The sequence below is a fragment of the Devosia sp. WQ 349K1 genome (assembly GCF_016595685.1).
Lineage (GTDB): Bacteria > Pseudomonadota > Alphaproteobacteria > Rhizobiales > Devosiaceae > Devosia.
In genome coordinates, this window is the sequence record NZ_JAENGO010000003.1 from 144,782 (window position 1) to 159,923 (window position 15,142).

Annotated in this window: 15 protein-coding genes; 10 read left to right on the forward strand and 5 right to left on the reverse strand. The window is 58.6% G+C overall.

Annotated features, from left to right (window positions below):
* Nucleotides 1-3 precede the first annotated feature (3 nt).
* The 5 genes from JHL21_RS06835 (at nucleotide 4) to JHL21_RS06855 (ending at nucleotide 6,730) form a co-directional block, all read left to right on the forward strand.
* Nucleotides 4-1,065: an ABC transporter ATP-binding protein gene (locus tag JHL21_RS06835; protein WP_169194744.1), complete on the forward strand. Its 1,062-nt coding sequence runs from the start codon at nucleotides 4-6 to the stop codon at nucleotides 1,063-1,065.
* Nucleotides 1,066-1,333: 268 nt separating this feature from the next.
* Nucleotides 1,334-2,659 carry an amidohydrolase family protein gene (locus JHL21_RS06840; protein ID WP_200212655.1) on the forward strand — a complete coding sequence of 442 codons (1,326 nt, stop codon included), beginning with the start codon at nucleotides 1,334-1,336 and terminating at the stop codon, nucleotides 2,657-2,659.
* Entirely contained in the window at nucleotides 2,656-4,041 is a 1,386-nt protein-coding gene (locus JHL21_RS06845; RefSeq protein WP_200212656.1) for a M20/M25/M40 family metallo-hydrolase, read from the forward strand. The genes JHL21_RS06840 and JHL21_RS06845 overlap by 4 nt, the downstream gene beginning before the upstream one ends.
* A 3-nt stretch (nucleotides 4,042-4,044) precedes the next feature.
* Nucleotides 4,045-5,847, forward strand: coding sequence for an adenine deaminase (locus tag JHL21_RS06850; RefSeq protein ID WP_200212662.1), 1,803 nt, complete (start codon nucleotides 4,045-4,047; stop codon nucleotides 5,845-5,847).
* Entirely contained in the window at nucleotides 5,840-6,730 is an 891-nt protein-coding gene (locus JHL21_RS06855) for a nucleoside hydrolase (protein WP_200212664.1), read from the forward strand. The genes JHL21_RS06850 and JHL21_RS06855 overlap by 8 nt, the downstream gene beginning before the upstream one ends.
* Here the strand turns inward: JHL21_RS06855 and JHL21_RS06860 are convergent.
* Nucleotides 6,727-7,896 (reverse strand): M20 aminoacylase family protein, encoded by a 1,170-nt coding sequence (locus JHL21_RS06860; protein WP_200212666.1) that lies wholly within the window; start codon nucleotides 7,894-7,896, stop codon nucleotides 6,727-6,729. The two genes, JHL21_RS06855 and JHL21_RS06860, sit on opposite strands and share 4 nt — an antisense overlap.
* Before the next feature lie 74 nt (nucleotides 7,897-7,970).
* Here JHL21_RS06860 and JHL21_RS06865 point away from each other — a divergent pair, with 74 nt between their 5' ends.
* Nucleotides 7,971-8,651, forward strand: coding sequence for a phosphoribosyltransferase (locus JHL21_RS06865; RefSeq protein WP_200212667.1), 681 nt, complete (start codon nucleotides 7,971-7,973; stop codon nucleotides 8,649-8,651).
* Here the strand turns inward: JHL21_RS06865 and JHL21_RS06870 are convergent.
* Nucleotides 8,648-9,898 (reverse strand): sensor domain-containing diguanylate cyclase, encoded by a 1,251-nt coding sequence (locus tag JHL21_RS06870; RefSeq protein WP_200212668.1) that lies wholly within the window; start codon nucleotides 9,896-9,898, stop codon nucleotides 8,648-8,650. The genes JHL21_RS06865 and JHL21_RS06870 overlap by 4 nt on opposite strands.
* 144 nt (nucleotides 9,899-10,042) lie before the next feature.
* Entirely contained in the window at nucleotides 10,043-10,381 is a 339-nt protein-coding gene (locus JHL21_RS06875; protein WP_248306562.1) for a helix-turn-helix transcriptional regulator, read from the reverse strand.
* 81 nt (nucleotides 10,382-10,462) lie between these two features.
* On the opposite strand from JHL21_RS06875, the gene JHL21_RS06880 reads away from it, so the two are divergent.
* The 4 genes from JHL21_RS06880 to JHL21_RS06895 are packed head-to-tail and all read left to right on the forward strand — an operon-like array spanning nucleotide 10,463 to nucleotide 12,585.
* Nucleotides 10,463-10,891: a YeeE/YedE family protein gene (locus tag JHL21_RS06880; protein WP_200212669.1), complete on the forward strand. Its 429-nt coding sequence runs from the start codon at nucleotides 10,463-10,465 to the stop codon at nucleotides 10,889-10,891.
* A 1-nt stretch (nucleotide 10,892) separates the two neighbouring features.
* Nucleotides 10,893-11,321 carry a YeeE/YedE family protein gene (locus tag JHL21_RS06885; RefSeq protein ID WP_200212670.1) on the forward strand — a complete coding sequence of 143 codons (429 nt, stop codon included), beginning with the start codon at nucleotides 10,893-10,895 and terminating at the stop codon, nucleotides 11,319-11,321.
* 20 nt (nucleotides 11,322-11,341) lie between these two features.
* On the forward strand, nucleotides 11,342-12,256 hold the full coding sequence (locus JHL21_RS06890; RefSeq protein ID WP_200212672.1) for an MBL fold metallo-hydrolase: 915 nt from the start codon (nucleotides 11,342-11,344) through the stop codon (nucleotides 12,254-12,256).
* 5 nt (nucleotides 12,257-12,261) lie between these two features.
* A complete protein-coding gene (locus tag JHL21_RS06895) occupies nucleotides 12,262-12,585 on the forward strand; it encodes a TIGR01244 family sulfur transferase (protein ID WP_169194735.1) in 324 nt (107 codons plus the stop codon).
* A gap of 72 nt (nucleotides 12,586-12,657) precedes the next feature.
* On the opposite strand, the gene tal is transcribed toward JHL21_RS06895, so the two are convergent.
* Both tal and JHL21_RS06905 read right to left on the reverse strand, forming a co-directional pair.
* The gene (gene tal, locus JHL21_RS06900; protein WP_169194821.1) at nucleotides 12,658-13,602 is read right to left on the reverse strand and encodes a transaldolase; all 945 of its coding nucleotides are present in this window, start codon (nucleotides 13,600-13,602) and stop codon (nucleotides 12,658-12,660) included.
* 360 nt (nucleotides 13,603-13,962) lie between these two features.
* Nucleotides 13,963-14,748 carry an EAL domain-containing protein gene (locus tag JHL21_RS06905; protein ID WP_254081979.1) on the reverse strand — a complete coding sequence of 262 codons (786 nt, stop codon included), beginning with the start codon at nucleotides 14,746-14,748 and terminating at the stop codon, nucleotides 13,963-13,965.
* Between the last annotated feature and the right edge of the window lie 394 nt (nucleotides 14,749-15,142).

Sequence of the window (15,142 nt, forward strand, 5' to 3'; positions counted from 1 at the left end):
GCTGTGACCAAACCTCTTTCTATTCGCAACATCACCGCCCACTACGGCAAGACCAAGGTTTTGGAAGACCTCAATCTCGAGATCGGGGAAGGTGAGCTCGTTTCGCTCCTCGGTGCTTCGGGCTGCGGCAAGACCACCACACTGCGCCTTGTCGCTGGCTTCTTGCAGCCGACATCGGGTTCGATCTCTCTGGGCGGTCGCGATCTGACCACCCTGCCAGCGCATGAGCGCGACATTGGTCTGGTGTTTCAGAACTATGCGCTGTTCCCGCACTTGAGCGTTGCCGACAACGTAGGCTTTGGCCTGAAGCAGCGTGGCGTTGCCACTGCGGCCAAGAACAAGCGCGTGGCGGATATGCTTGAGCGCGTGGGCCTGGCGCACCTCGCTGAACGCCTGCCAGCAGCGCTTTCGGGCGGGCAGAAGCAGCGTGTGGCTCTGGCCCGTGCGCTGGTTATCGAGCCGCCGCTCCTGATGTTCGATGAGCCGCTTTCCAACCTTGATGCGAAGCTGCGTATCGACATGCGCGTCGAAATCCGCAAGCTGCAGCGCGCTAATGGCACGACTTCGGTTTACGTGACACACGATCAGGAAGAAGCCTTCTCGATCTCTGACCGCGTGGCGATTATGCACGCCGGTCGCATCATGCAGCTCGATACGCCAGAAAACCTCTACCAGCGTCCGGCCAATGCGTTCGTCGCGCGCTTTGTGGGCTTTGAAAACCTCATCTCGATGAAGGTTGTGGCGCGCAATGGCGAGACCGTGACGGCAGAAGCGCTCGGTGGCGTGCGGCTTGATCTCAACCAGAACCTGTTTGGCCCGATCCAAGACGAGTTCATTCTCGCTTGCCGCGCCGATGGTCTGAATGTGACCAATGATCCAGCAGCAACTGGCTTCCCGGCTGATCTGGGCCTGCGCACCTATCTTGGTCGCGCGTATCAGTATCAGGCGGAAACCACTGCGGGTTCGCTACTGGCCAATGGTTCGCTGACCAATATCTTGGAGCCGGGTTCTCAGGCTAAGCTGGTTCCAGTGCCGGAGCAGTGCACGATTTTGGCGCACGAGTAGTCGGTTAAGGCCCCCACCTGACCTCCCCCGCGAGCGAGGGAGGGACGAAGGGGCACCCGATTTTATCGTCGACCTTGGGATAGTCGCCCCCACCCTCTGTCCCTCCCCGCAAGGGGAAGGGAGGAAGAGCGGTATTTAAGGAAAGACCGAGGGGATAGGCCCCCTCACCCGATGCTGCGCATCGACCTCTCCCCCTAAGGGAGAGGTGAAGAGAGGCACCGAAGTATTCCTTCCCCTTACGAGGGGCGGTGAAAAAGGACCAAAAACAATGACCACGCTGCTCACCAATGCTTTAATCGTCACGATGGACGATGCTCTTACGTTTCATGAGAGCGGCTGGGTGCGTGTGGATGACGACACCATTACCGCGATTGGCTCTGGGCCCGCGCCGCAGGTGGATGGGGCGGAAGTGGTCGATTGCGCTGGCGATATCGTTATGCCAGGCATGGTCAATACGCACTGCCATATGGGGATGAGTGTTTTCCGTGGGCTGGGCGAAGATGTCGATGATCGGCTCTATCGCTATATTCTGCCGCTTGAACGCACGTTCGTTTCGCCCGAAATGGTCCGCATCGGGTCGGCCATGTCGGCGCTGGAGATGATTGCGGGCGGGGTCACAACCGTCGCGGACATGTATTATTTTGAAACCGAAGTGGGCGATGTTTGCGACCAAGCTGGGTTGCGCGCCATTGTCGGGCAGACGCTGGCGGACTTTGATCCGCCGGACCACAAGACCTTTGATGAAGGTTTTGCGCGGGTTGAAGAGCTGGTCGAGCGCTTTGCAGGCCACAAGCTCGTCACCCCATCTATTGCGCCGCACGCTCCCTATTCCACGGGTTTGAAGACCATGGAGCGCATTGCGGAGTGGTCGGCAGCGCATCCCGATGTGCCGGTGCAGATGCATTTGGCGGAAAGCACCTTGGAAGTGAATTGGGCGCGCGACACCCACGGCAAGTCGACCGTCGCCGTGACGGCGGACGCCGGGCTTTTGAAGCCGAACCTGATCGCCGCGCATTGCTTGCAGCTTGATGATGCGGACATCGCGATGATGGCTGAGCATCAGGTGTGTGCAGTCACCAATCCGCGCTCGAACGGCAAGGCGGGACGCGGAATTGCGCCGGTCGAAAAGATGCGCAATGCGGGCATTCCGGTCGGCATTGGCTCGGATGGGGCGATGAGCGGGAATACGCTCGACCTCTTCTCGCAATTTGCGCCGGTTTCGATGTTTGCCAAGCTGCTCGCTGGTTCGCGAAAACCGCTCCCTGCGCTCGAAATCATCAGAATGGCGACCATTGAGGGGGCGCGGGCGTTGAGCCTCAACCTCAAGACAGGCTCGCTTGAAGTGGGCAAGCAGGCGGATCTTATTCGGATTTCGCTGTCCGCGCCGCGCATGCACCCTATGTACGACCCCTACTCCGCGCTCGTGTTTGCCGCCATGCCGAGCGACGTGACCGACACCATGGTCGCGGGCCGCTGGCTGATGCGGGATCGAAAAGTTCTCACCCTCGACACGGCGAAAACCGTGGCCGATGCCAACCAAATCGCCCGCCAGTTCAAAACGGAAATGGCGCGGCTGGATAGTCTCGCACAATGACCCAACTCGACGCTGTTCTTGCCCATGCCGATGCAAACCTTGAGAACAGCCTCGAGCGGCTGTTTGAGCTGATCCGTATTCCCTCGGTTTCGACTGAGCCGGAATATAAGGACGACGTGCGCCGTGCGGCGGAGTGGCTGCGGGACCAACTCGCAGAACTCGATTTTGACGCCAGCGTGCGGGACACCACCGGCCACCCAATGGTGGTTGGTCATGGGCCGAAAACGCCCGGCCCGCATGTGCTGTTCTACGGGCACTATGACGTGCAGCCGGTCGACCCGATTGAGCTTTGGAATACCGATCCGTTTGAGCCGTCGCTCTCCCCGCAGCCCGATGGCGAAACCCACATTCTGGGCCGTGGCGCATCGGACGATAAGGGGCAGCTGCTCACCTTCGTTGAAGCCTGTCGCGCCTGGAAGGCGGTGACGGGGAGCCTCCCCATTCAGGTGTCGATGCTGTTTGAGGGCGAGGAAGAAGCAGGCTCGCCATCGCTTGGGCCATTCCTTGAAGCCAATGCGGACGATCTCAAGGCGGATACGATCCTCGTCTGTGACACCGACATGTGGGATCACGAAACCCCGGCGATCACCACCATGTTCCGGGGCTTCGTCTCGGAAGAGTTCGAGATCACGACGGCAGATCGCGATTTGCACTCCGGCATGTTCGGCTCGGCGGCGCGGAACGCGACCCAAGTATTGGGCACGATTATTGGCAAGCTGCGTACGGATGATGGCGTGGTTGGCATTCCCGGATTTTACGACGGCGTCGAAGAGCTTCCAGAAGCCAATAGACGCGAATGGGAACGCCTACCGTTCGACCCGGAAAAGTTCCTTGGTGATATCGGTCTTTCCATCCCGGCGGGCGAGCAAGGCCGCTCGGTGTTGGAGCAGGTCTGGGCGCGTCCGACGGCGGAAATCCACGGCGTCTGGGGCGGATATTCGGGTGAGGGTTTTAAAACCGTCATTCCGGCAAAGGCTGGCGCCAAGATTTCGTTCCGGCTTGTTGCAGGGCAAGACCCACATCGCATTCGTGAGCTGTTCCGCGACTTCGTGCGTAGCATAATCCCAGCCGATTGCTCGGTGAAGTTCAAGAGCTATGCGGCGGCTGAAGCGCAATCTATGTCGCTGGATGGCGCGCTGCTCCGCAAGGCGCAGGCGGCGCTGACGACGGAGTGGAACCGCGAAACTGCGCTGGCAGGCACAGGCGGCTCAATCCCTATTTTGGGCGAATTCAAGAACCGCCTAGGCATGGAATCCCTGCTCATTGGGTTTGCGCGCTTTGATAACCGCATCCATAGCCCGAACGAAAAATACGACCTCTCCAGCTTCCACAAAGGCATCCGCTCTTGGGTGCGCATCCTCCACGCTTTCTCGGAGCAATAACCTATGGCGATGATCACGCGCTTCTCTGTAAGCCCGCTCTATACGCAAATTACCCAGCTCGCGGCTGTTGCCGGGGGCCGTGCTGCAGCCGATGTGGTCATTACGGGTGCACGCGTGCTCTCGACCTATTCCGAGCGCATTCTCGACAATAAGGAAATCTGGCTCTCGGGCGGTCGTATCGCGGCGATCAAGCCAGCGGGCGCTTATAAGTCGGCACCGGCACCCAAGCAGGTTTACGACGCCAAGGGCGGTATTATCGCGCCGGGTCTGGTGGACCCACATATTCACATTGAAAGCTCGATGGTGACGGCCTGCGCATATGCGGAAGGCGCGCTGCTCAACGGCACGACGACTATTTTCTGTGACAGCCACGAAATCGGTAACGTCATGGACGTTGCAGGCGTTGAGGCCATGCTCGAAGACGCGCGTTTGGCGCCGCTCTCGATCTTCCTCACAGTGCCGTCCACGGTTCCGGCGACCTCGCCAGAACTCGAAACCGCTGGTGGCGATCTGACGCCTGAAAAGATCGGTGCGATCTTTGACAAATGGCCAGAAGCCGTGGCGCTCGGCGAGAAGATGGACTTTGTGCCGGTTGCTATGGGCGACCCGCGCTCGCACGCCATTATCGCGGAAAGCCTCAAGCGCGGCCGTCCGGTTTCGGGCCACGTCTATGGCCGTGAGTTCGTTGCGCCCTATGCGGCAGCAGGCGTGACCGACACGCATGAAGCGGTCGACAAGGACATTTCGGAAGATTTCCTCGAAGCTGGGATCTGGGTATTCCTGCGCGGCGGCAACCCAGCGACGCCTTGGAACTCGATTGTTGAGGCGATTAAGCCGATCACGGAAATGGGTGCGAGCCACAAGCGTTATGCGGTGTGCACCGACGACCGTGATGCGGACGACCTTCTTACATTCGGTCTCGACTGGGTGGTGCGTGAAGCCATCCGTTGCGGCGTGAAGCCTGAACAGGCTTGGGCCATGGGCTCGCTACACGGCGCGACACGCTTTGGCATGGACGATGAAATCGGTGGTCTGGGCGGCGGTCGTCGCGCTGACCTCGTGCTGCTCAATGACGATCTTAAGCCAGTCAACACCTGGTACGGTGGCGAGCTGATGGTCGAGGGTGGCAAGATCACATCGCTGCTCGATGAAACGCTGGAGCAGCGCTACGTCTATCCACGCGCGGCGTATAATACAGTCCATTTGCCAAAGGGCCTAAAGCTCACCCCAGAGCTGCCCGCAGGTCCGGTGACAGCCAATGCTATCGGCATCGAAATGCCAGGCATCACCCTGCCCCATCGCAAGGTTGAAATCACCCCAACGGGCGATTGGGCGACAACACTCAAAAACCACGACCTCTGCTTCGTTACCGTGGTTGAGCGTCACGGCAAAACCAATGGCGGCATCGCGCATGGGTTCTTGCATGAGTTCAATCTCAAGGGCGGCGCGGTTGCGTCTTCGGTTGGGCACGACAGCCACAACATCATCATCGCCGGCACCAATGAGGCCGACATGCAGCTGGCGCTCAAGACCATTGAAGACGCCAATGGCGGTATCGTTGTGGTCAAGGACGGCGCGGTGCTGTCCTTTGTAGCGCTGCCTGTTGCGGGTCTTATCTCCGACAAGCGCGTTCATGAGGTGGCGGAAGAAACCAAGGTTCTCAAGAAGGTCTGGGACGAGATGGGCTGCGCCATTCCGTATATGGGCTTCAACCTCATCCCGCTCTCGGTGATCCCGGAAATCCGCATCACAGACAAGGGTCTGGTAAAGGTTCCTGAAATGGTGATTCAGCCGCTCTATGACTAATCGCTCAGTTATTATCGACACCGATCCCGGTCTCGACGACGCAATCGCTGTGCTCTTTGCCTTTGGCAGTGAGCGTTTCAATGTTCTCGGCCTCACTACTGTGGCCGGGAATATCGGGATTGAGCGGACCACGGCGAATGCTGCAAGCCTTGCGACTTTGATGGGTCGCGGGGATGTGGCGATTGCCCGGGGCGCAAACGCGCCGCTGGTGCGAAACGCTATTGATGAAGTGGCGATCCACGGCAATGACGGGCTCGGCGGGGTCACTTTAGCGTCCGGTCAGAATCCGGTTACTGCCCCGGCGCATCTGTGGATGGCTGAACAGCTGCGGGCAGCACCCGCTGGCTCCATCGATATTCTGGCTCTCGGCCCGCTGACCAATCTGGCTTTGCTCATTCAGCACGATCCGGAAGCGGCGCGTCGGATTGGCCGTGTGATCGCTATGGGCGGGGCTATCGTTGAGAAGGGCAATGTCGGCCCGCGTTCGGAATTCAACTTTGCCGTTGATCCGGAAGCGGCGGAGATGGTGTTCGGCTTTGGGTTTGACCTGACGCTGATCCCGCTCGATGTGACGCGAAAAGTGCGGGCAGATGAGGGATACGTCGCATCCTTTAATGGCACGCCGCATGGCGACGTCGCCGCGAAATTGTTGGAAGCCTATTTTCTTGATGGCCGCCAGAGCCGCCCGCTGCACGACCCTTGCGTCATGCTCTACGCGCTTGAGCCGGAGATTTTCGGGATTGAAGAGCTGACCATTGCTCTTGATCTGACCGACGATCCGGGTGCGTTGGTGGTCTCGAACGCAGGCGTGCCGTTAAAAGTCGCCATGACGGTGGATGTGCAGAAGACGCTGGATCTCCTGCACTCCGGTTTCGTTTCTTAAGCCGGCAGATCCTGCTCGACGAGCGTTGCCCAATAGCGCGCGCCGGTCAGGATCGCGTCGTCGTTAAAATCGTAGCGGGAATTGTGGTGCAGCGCGCCGTCTTGCGCAGGGCCATTGCCCAGCCAGACATAGCACCCAGGTACGCGATTGCCGAACTCAGCAAAATCATCGCCAGCCGTGGACGGCGGGAAATCCGTCACCACGGCGCGGCCTGTCGCAGCTGTTGCCGCCTTGTGTGCACGGGCGGTGACCTCGGCATTGTTCACAACAGGCGGAATACGGCGATTGAAGGTGTAGTTCACCTCAATGCCAAAGCTCGCAGCGACGCCATGGGCGAGACGGCCGATTTCTGCTTCGAGCTGATCGCGCACCGCAGAGGTGTAAGCACGCGCAGTGCCGCCGATGCGGACGACATCAGGAATGACGTTGAGCGCTTTGAAATCACCTGCCGATAGGGCGCAAGCGCTGACCACGGCGGGCTGAAGCGGATCGACAACGCGCGCCACAATGGTGTGGAGCATGGTGAGGAAATGGGCGGCAGCGGTAACCGCATCCTTGCCCAAATGCGGCTTGGCGCCGTGGGTACCAACACCAGTGAAGGCGACTTCCCAGCTGTCGGATGAGGCCAGTTGCGGGCCGGTTACGACGGCCATTTCATCGGTGGCGAGACCGGGCATGTTGTGGAGGCCATAGACGGCGTCGCAGGGGAAAAGATCGAAGAACCCATCCTCGATCATCGCCTTAGCGCCACCGCGGCCTTCTTCAGCGGGCTGGAAGATGAAGTGGACAGTGCCGTCGAAATTCTTGGTGCGGGCAAGGTAGCGCGCGGCAGCGAGCAGCATGACGGTATGCCCGTCGTGGCCGCAGGCGTGCATGGTGTTGGGCGTGGTGGATTTGTACTCGCGGTCGGCAAGCTCGGGCATAGCGAGCGCATCCATATCGGCACGCAGGCCGATGAAACGGGTGCCATTGCCGACTTTGAGAGTGCCAACGACGCCGGTTTTGCCGAGGCCGCGATGAACGGTTATGCCGACCTCCGCGAGTTTTTCGGCGACGATGCCGCTGGTGCGCACTTCCTCAAAGCCAAGTTCGGGGTGGGTGTGCAGATCGCGCCGCAGGGCGATCATGTCATCAAGTTCGAACGGGGCGTTATCGAGGTGTTCCATTGGCTCAAGAGTCTGGGTAAAGGTGCTGGCACATTGCGTTATTCGGAACGCAGCGACAAGAAAAGAGACGCGCTTTGCCCCTAGAACCGCATCACTTCTGGCAGGAGGTTTTCCCAGCAGGCACGCACGCTAAGGGTGAGAGCTATACGGGCTTTTATCCGGCGGAGTTTGCCGATGGGCGTCAGCTCGCCCTGCCCTTGCGCGTGCTGCCCGGCGACGGGACGCGGGCAGTGTCGTCGCTGATCGTCAATCAGGCGAGTTTTGTGGTGGAGGATGCGCTCGCACAAGGCATGGCGGACCTGATCGCGCCGTATAATGTCGATGCGGTGATTGGTGTGCCGACGCTGGGCTTGCCGTTGGCCAATAACGTGGCGCGACGGCTGGGGCACGCCAGAATGGTGCCACTGGGGACGTCGCGAAAATTTTGGTATGTCGATGAGCTGTCGGAGCCGCTGAGCTCGATCACCAGCCCGACCCATGCCAAGACCATCTTTATCGATCCTCGCATGTTGCCGCTGGTTGAAGGCAAGCGCGTGTGTCTGATCGACGATGTGATCAGCTCCGGCTCTTCGATGGTGGCAGTGCTACGCCTGCTGGAAAAGGCGGGTATTGAGCCCGTGGTGATTGCAGCGGCGATGCTGCAATCGAACCGTTGGAAAGACGGGCTGGCGCGGTATCAAGACCGCATCGTCGCCCCGCTCAAGTCTCCGCTCTTTGAAAAGACCGAAGACGAGCGCTGGGCTCCAATTGCTTAGCCTTTGGGCGTGTCCAGATAGACCATTTCTACGGCACCGACACTGCGCTTGAGCAGCTTGCAATGATATTGCTCGGTCGAGCCTTTGATCCGCAGATCAAAATGGTCGGGCAGGACAGTGGTCAGGGCCAGTGTCGCTTCAGCGCCGTCGTCCCATAGGCTGCGGATGGTGCAATCATAGGTCGAACGGCCATCGTTGAAGATGATCTGACCGGCCTTAAGCACGCGACGCCGATTGAGCTTGGCTGCTTCATCGGGCTTTGGCGCAAGGTGGACACGATCTCGTCCCGTCCGCTTGGCCGTATAGAGCGCCGCATCGCTGCGCGCGATCAGCGCTTCAATGTCGTCGCCGGGAACCAGCGATGCCACACCGAAAGACGACGTCACTGAAATGGGCGGGCGGCTGTGTGGGAAACGCAGCTTTTTGACAACCTGGCGCAGCTTTTCAGCGACATCCATAGCTGTCGCTTCTTCAGTCTGCGGCAGAAGCACGGCAAACTCTTCGCCACCGAGGCGGCCGACAATATCGCTCTGGCGCAGCGTCTCTTTGAACGCCTTCACGACACCGGTGAGGACCTGATCGCCAGCGGCATGACCGTAGGTGTCGTTGATCTGCTTAAAGTGGTCGATGTCGAGCGAGATGCAGCTCAGCGGCGAGTTGTTACGGTTCGACAGCGAAATGTGCTTTTTCGCTTCTTCCTTGAAGGAGCGGCGGCTGCTGGCACCGGTCAGAACGTCCGTGATGGCTTCCTGTCGTAGCTCCAGGCCCTGCATGACAACGGCTGCGAGGTGACGGAGGATTTCCATCTCGCGTGGGCCAAAGGTCCGTTTCTTGGTGTCGACAGCGCAGATTGTTCCGACCATCAGCCCCTTTGAGGTGAAGATGGGGGTGCCTGCGTAAAAGCGGATATAAGGCGCACCGACGACTTTCTCGTGGTCAGCGAAACGAGCGTCTTCGGTCGCGTCATTGACGATGACCGTATCGCCCGCTTCGAGCGTGAAGCGGCAAAAGGCGCTATCCAAGTCCTGCTCGGTATTGGTCATGCCGACAGAGGCTTTGTACCACTGACGATGCGCGTCGATCAGCGTCACAAGCCCGATGTCGACGTCAAACACCAAGCGGATCAGGTCTGAAATTCGGTCGAAGGCCGGTTCGCGCGGACTGTCTAGAATATCCAGAGCTTGTAACGCCGCGAGGCGACTATTGTCACCGCTGACATCCTGCCAACACTGTGTAGGCGACGACATGCGACCTCCATGCCCTAAAGACCACAAACGGACCAATCGCTTGCTCAATGCGCAAGCCGCTAGCACAGTTGGCGCAGCGTCAAAAGTCTAACTGAGAATGCTTTCGGGTCCGTGAAGGCATTTGCGCAGATGATCCACACCCAATTAAGCGCAGTAAATCTCATAGAGGGTCGTGAGAAGCCGCGTGACGTTCTCGGACGAGAGCCGATAGTAGATCGTCTGGCCATCGCGCCGGGTTTTCACGAGGCCTAAGGCGCGCAGCTTGGAGAGATGTTGGGACAGCGGCGACTGTTCCAGGCCCACGAGTTTGGCCAGATCGCTGACGCTACGCTCTTGATGCAACAGGTTACACAAGACCAGCAGGCGCTTTGGGTTTGCCATGGCCGTAAGCAGTTGCGCGGCTTCTTCAGCGCGTGGCTCAAGTGCCGCCATGTCCATCGGCTTCTCCGACGCGTTCGGGATAGCGCTTTCCTGAGTTGACATATTAGGACATTCGAATATATTGATCCACTGAACATTAGCGGTTTCGCATAGACGCCGCGCTTTTGCAACTTTGGATGGCCGATGATCACCCAGTTCACCCCTATTGAGGCCATATTGGGCGGCAGCCTGATAGGCCTTAGCGCTGTGCTTCTCATGGCATTTCATGGCCGTATCGCTGGCATGACCGGCATTTTGGCAGGAGCGATCATGCCAAAAGGAGACGCCGGTTGGCGTATTGCCTTCCTTCTCGGCGCCATCGCTGCGCCTGTGCTGCTGACGCTCGTTACCGGCAGCCCCTTGCCATTCGCGGCCGATTTCCCGGTCTGGGCGATTGTCCTGAGCGGTTTGCTCGTTGGCGTGGGCGTAACCTTTGGCGGCGGCTGCACCTCGGGACATGGCGTTTGCGGCATAGCGCGGCTGTCGACCCGTTCGATCGTTGCAACGGTGACGTTCATGGCGACGACGCTGATCACCGTTTTTGTTATTCGGCACGTGCTCGGAGGCTTCTAATATGATCCGCATTCTGTCTGCTGGTCTTATCGGCCTCGTTTTCGGCGCTGGAATTGTAATTTCGGGCATGGGCAATCCAGCCAAGGTGCTCAATTTCTTCGACGTCTTCGGCACTTGGGACCCTAGTTTGATGCTGGTGATGGGATCTGCCCTCGCCGTCACATTCATTGGCTATCGCTTTGTGCTCAAACGCCCGATGCCCGTCTTCGACAAAGTGTTTCACCTGCCGACGAAAACCACCATCGATAAGCCGCTGGTGATTGGCGCGGCGGTGTTCGGCATTGGTTGGGGGATCGCGGGATTTTGTCCGGGCGGAGCCATTCCGGCGCTCGGCTCAGGTAACATCCAACCGTTTATCTTCGTTATGGCCATGATCGCCGGTATCGTCGCGACCACCGTCTTACGCACACGCGCCACCAAGGCGGCGTAAAGTTAGATTGAGAGACTAAAATGACTGCTGCCCCGATCCCGTTCACGCCGGACCTCAGGGTGAAACCAGACGTCGTCGCCTTCTTCGATGATGACTCCAACACCATCAGTTACGTGGTCAAAGACCCCAATTCGAACGCCTGCGCTGTGATCGACAGTGTGATGGACTTTGACTACGCCTCGGGGGCCATTTCCTATGAAAGCGCAGATGAGATCATCGCGTTCATCATGGAAAAGGGCTGGACCGTTGAGTGGCTGATCGAAACCCATGTCCACGCCGACCATTTGTCCGCCGCTCCCTATATTCAGGGCAAGCTCGGCGGCCAGCTCGGTATTGGCGACCAGATTTCGGTGGTGCAGGACACGTTTGGGAAGATCTTCAACGAAGGGACGGAGTTCCAACGTGATGGCTCGCAGTTTGACCGTCTGTTCAAGGACGGCGACAGCTATCAGATCGGCACGCTAACCGCCCACACCCTGTTCACTCCCGGCCATACGCCTGCGGATATGGTGCATGTGATTGGCAATTCTGCCTTTGTCGGCGACACGCTGTTCATGCCGGATGGTGGCTCGGCGCGTGCGGATTTTCCGGGCGGAGACGCACGCACACTCTATCGCTCGATCCAGCGGCTGTTGCAGCTTCCGGACGAGTTGCGCCTGTTTATGTGCCACGACTATGGACCGAATGGGCGCGACATCCGTTGGGAGACCACTATTGGCGAACAGCGGGAATTCAATATCCACGTCGGCAAGGGCACGACGGAAGATGAGTTTGTGGCGATGCGTGAAGCGCGCGATGCCACACTCTCCATGCCGCGCCTAATCATCCCTTCGCTACAGATCAATATGCGCGCCGGTCATCTGCCCAAAGCCGAAGACAATGGCACGAGCTATCTAAAAGTGCCCCTCAACGGGCTCAATAAGAAGAAGGATTAAGTTTGATGAACATCAACATTGTTGACGAACGCTTTGGCCAGACCGGGCAGATCCAGACTTCCGACATCCCCGAAATCGTCGCAGCAGGCTATAAGGGCATTGTGTGCGCGCGTCCGGACGATGAAGACCCAAACCAGCCAAGCTTTGACGACATCGCCGCAGCAGCGAGCGCAGCCGGACTGCAGGCCTTTCATGTTCCGGTGTCGGGCCCACTCGGCGAAGGTCAGCTGATCAAGTTCACCCAAGCCCTTGAGGCCATTGATGGCCCAGTGCTCGGCTATTGCCGCTCTGGTGGCCGTGCCGGCAGCCTTTACGCTGCAACGCGCTAAAGCTTAGCTAGACAAAACAAAACGGCGGCCCGGTTTCCCGAGCCGCCGTTTAATATTTACAGCAGAAGCGACTTAGCGCGCTGCGATCTTTTCGTTGATCAGAGCGTAGAGCTTCTTGGTGTCGGCGTTGAAGTTGCGGATGCCTTCCGAAAGCTTTTCGGTAGCCATTGCGTCTTCATTGAGCGCCCAGCGGAACTTGGCTTCCGTCAGGTCGATCTTGGCAGGCGAGCCCTTTGCGCCGTCGAGCGCACGTGGCAGTTCGCCGGTGTCGGCAGCAAGCTGTTCGAGCAGCGCTGGCGCGATGGTGAGGCGATCGCAACCAGCAAGGGCTTCAATCTGGCCGGTATGGCGGAAGGAAGCACCCATCACGATGGTCGGGATGTTGTGCGCCTTGAAATATTCATAGATGCCGCGAACCGAAATGACGCCGGGATCCTGATCTGGGGTGTAAGTCTGGCCCGTCGACTTGGAGAACCAGTCGGTGATACGGCCAACAAATGGCGAGATCAGGAACGAGCCAGCGTCTGCGCACGCAATAGCCTGAGCCTGCGAGAAGACGAGGGTCAGGTTACAGTCGATGCCAGCCTTCTGCAGAGCGCGGGCGGCAGTGATGCCTTCCCACGTCGCAGCGAGCTTGATGAGAATGCGGTCCTTGGAAATGCCACGGGCAGCATAGGCGTCGATGATCGCCTTGGCCTTGGCTTCAGATGCGACAGCATCAAAGGACAGGTCTGCGTCAACTTCGGTGGAAACGCGACCGGGAACGAGTTCGGCAAGAGCTGCGCCGACGTCGATGGTCAGGCGGTCAGCAATCTTGGTGACGGCATTGGCTTCGCCAGCGAGCGCGCCAACAGCTTCGTCGAAATGCGAAGCAAAAGCTGGGCTCTGCAGCGCCTTCAGCACGATAGAGGGATTGGTGGTGCAATCCTGAGGTACAAATTTGCGCACCGCTTCCAGATCGCCTGTATCGGCGACAACCACCGACATTGACTTCAACTGTTCAAGCTTACTTGTCACCATCAACTCCGGGACTCTTTGCGTTCACTGCTCTGGCCATATGGCCAAGCTCCGAGGAGAGCAATATCTCAACCGCTTCACTGTGCAAGTCGGTCATTCGCCGCCTCGTCCACTTGCAACGCGTTTGCGCGCGCATTGTAGCGACAAGCGGGGGATGTTGCACCCCTTAAAGAGTGGAAAGTGTTTGTCGAATTGGCAGCCAGATTAGCCAAATTTGGCGCGGTTGTCGTCAGAGCTTGGCCCATTGGAGCCCCCCACACTCACCATATCGCGCGGCGCGGTGATCGTACCGAGGGCCCGTTTTGTTGCACCGACGACAGCCCGAAATTCACGCGAGATGCGGACAGGAGCTTAGTCCGGCTACTGGCTCACGCCAAACCCTTGAATCCACGAAATTCCTGCCATGAAAGCTGTGTTTCGATCGAACTCGGTTTCTATGCCCTCGAGGACGAGAACACCGCCAAAGGCGCGCAGATCTTGCGCGACGCCGCGCAGTTCGATGGCCGCGGGTTCACCCTGTCGCGCATTCCGCGTGTAGTGCCCGTTGATCTTAACAATGTCAGGCCGGATTTGCGTCAAGCGCTCTTGCGTGCTGTGGCCGACGCCATAGTCATCCAGCGCGATCTTGATGCCGCGCGAGCGCAGAGCTTCTATGAAACTTCCATAGCCTACCGGTAGAGCGGCCGTCTCTGTAACTTCGACCACGAGGCGCGTGGCCACTCCGGCATGTGCGTCAACGAGAGCAAAAAACTCGCCCCATTGATCGTCGAGCACAGCGCTGTTTGCCGAGATATTGACGCCAAGGCGCGCCTCCGGCTGGTCAATCAGCCACTGCGCCACTGTGAGTGCCACGAAATGGTCTATCGGGCGGATACGACCAAGTCGCTCTGCGGCAGCGATGCCTATGAATAGAGATGGACCGTTTAGTTCACCGGAACAGCGGCGCAAAAGGCATTCATGGTAGAGCGTGTGTTGCGGGTTATCACGCTGATGGATGCCCTGCTGCACAAGCGTCAAACGGCCAGCCGACAGATCGGCCAGCAGACGCTCAGCCTCTTCCGATTCCATTACGTCCGCTTCTGAGACCCTCGCCGGAATGACCGTGTCGAGTTGATCGTCTGAAACGGCTCCATTGCCGTTTTCCATCGACAACTGGTCCTTCTGTGAGTAGGCCCGACCCATACGCTTCCAAACCTGCGAAACTATATCCGACCCACAATATCCCAGCACCACCTTAAGAAGACATCATTGGTTATGCTTTGAAACGAGTATGGCCACTCTAAAGAATTATATCTATTTTTCCGTTCACACCAGAACCTTATTCAATATATCTCAGAGTATCTCAATCTGAATACGCGCCAATAGCAGCTGCCCCGCTTACCGAAACGGCCCGCAAGATATTCATAACTGACAAATAGATTTTGAAACTATAGCCTCAACAGGGCGCATTTACCGCTCGTCTGCAGCAACACAACTATCAACTACATCTATAGGCAACGAGAAGTTGGCGGCGATACCAGCCTGCGGAAGCGCAGTACTG

What these genes read in the sequence shown, in the direction of transcription:
- JHL21_RS06880 (WP_200212669.1), top strand. Translation starts at nt 10,463, where the DNA reads ATGATCACCCAGTTCACCCCTATTGAGGCCATATTGGGCGGCAGCCTG.
- JHL21_RS06905 (WP_254081979.1), bottom strand. Translation starts at nt 14,748, where the DNA reads ATGGAAAACGGCAATGGAGCCGTTTCAGACGATCAACTCGACACGGTC.
- JHL21_RS06875 (WP_248306562.1), bottom strand. Translation starts at nt 10,381, where the DNA reads ATGTCAACTCAGGAAAGCGCTATCCCGAACGCGTCGGAGAAGCCGATG.
- JHL21_RS06840 (WP_200212655.1), top strand. Translation starts at nt 1,334, where the DNA reads ATGACCACGCTGCTCACCAATGCTTTAATCGTCACGATGGACGATGCT.
- JHL21_RS06885 (WP_200212670.1), top strand. Translation starts at nt 10,893, where the DNA reads ATGATCCGCATTCTGTCTGCTGGTCTTATCGGCCTCGTTTTCGGCGCT.
- JHL21_RS06895 (WP_169194735.1), top strand. Translation starts at nt 12,262, where the DNA reads ATGAACATCAACATTGTTGACGAACGCTTTGGCCAGACCGGGCAGATC.
- JHL21_RS06850 (WP_200212662.1), top strand. Translation starts at nt 4,045, where the DNA reads ATGGCGATGATCACGCGCTTCTCTGTAAGCCCGCTCTATACGCAAATT.
- JHL21_RS06870 (WP_200212668.1), bottom strand. Translation starts at nt 9,898, where the DNA reads ATGTCGTCGCCTACACAGTGTTGGCAGGATGTCAGCGGTGACAATAGT.
- JHL21_RS06860 (WP_200212666.1), bottom strand. Translation starts at nt 7,896, where the DNA reads ATGGAACACCTCGATAACGCCCCGTTCGAACTTGATGACATGATCGCC.
- JHL21_RS06855 (WP_200212664.1), top strand. Translation starts at nt 5,840, where the DNA reads ATGACTAATCGCTCAGTTATTATCGACACCGATCCCGGTCTCGACGAC.
- JHL21_RS06890 (WP_200212672.1), top strand. Translation starts at nt 11,342, where the DNA reads ATGACTGCTGCCCCGATCCCGTTCACGCCGGACCTCAGGGTGAAACCA.
- JHL21_RS06845 (WP_200212656.1), top strand. Translation starts at nt 2,656, where the DNA reads ATGACCCAACTCGACGCTGTTCTTGCCCATGCCGATGCAAACCTTGAG.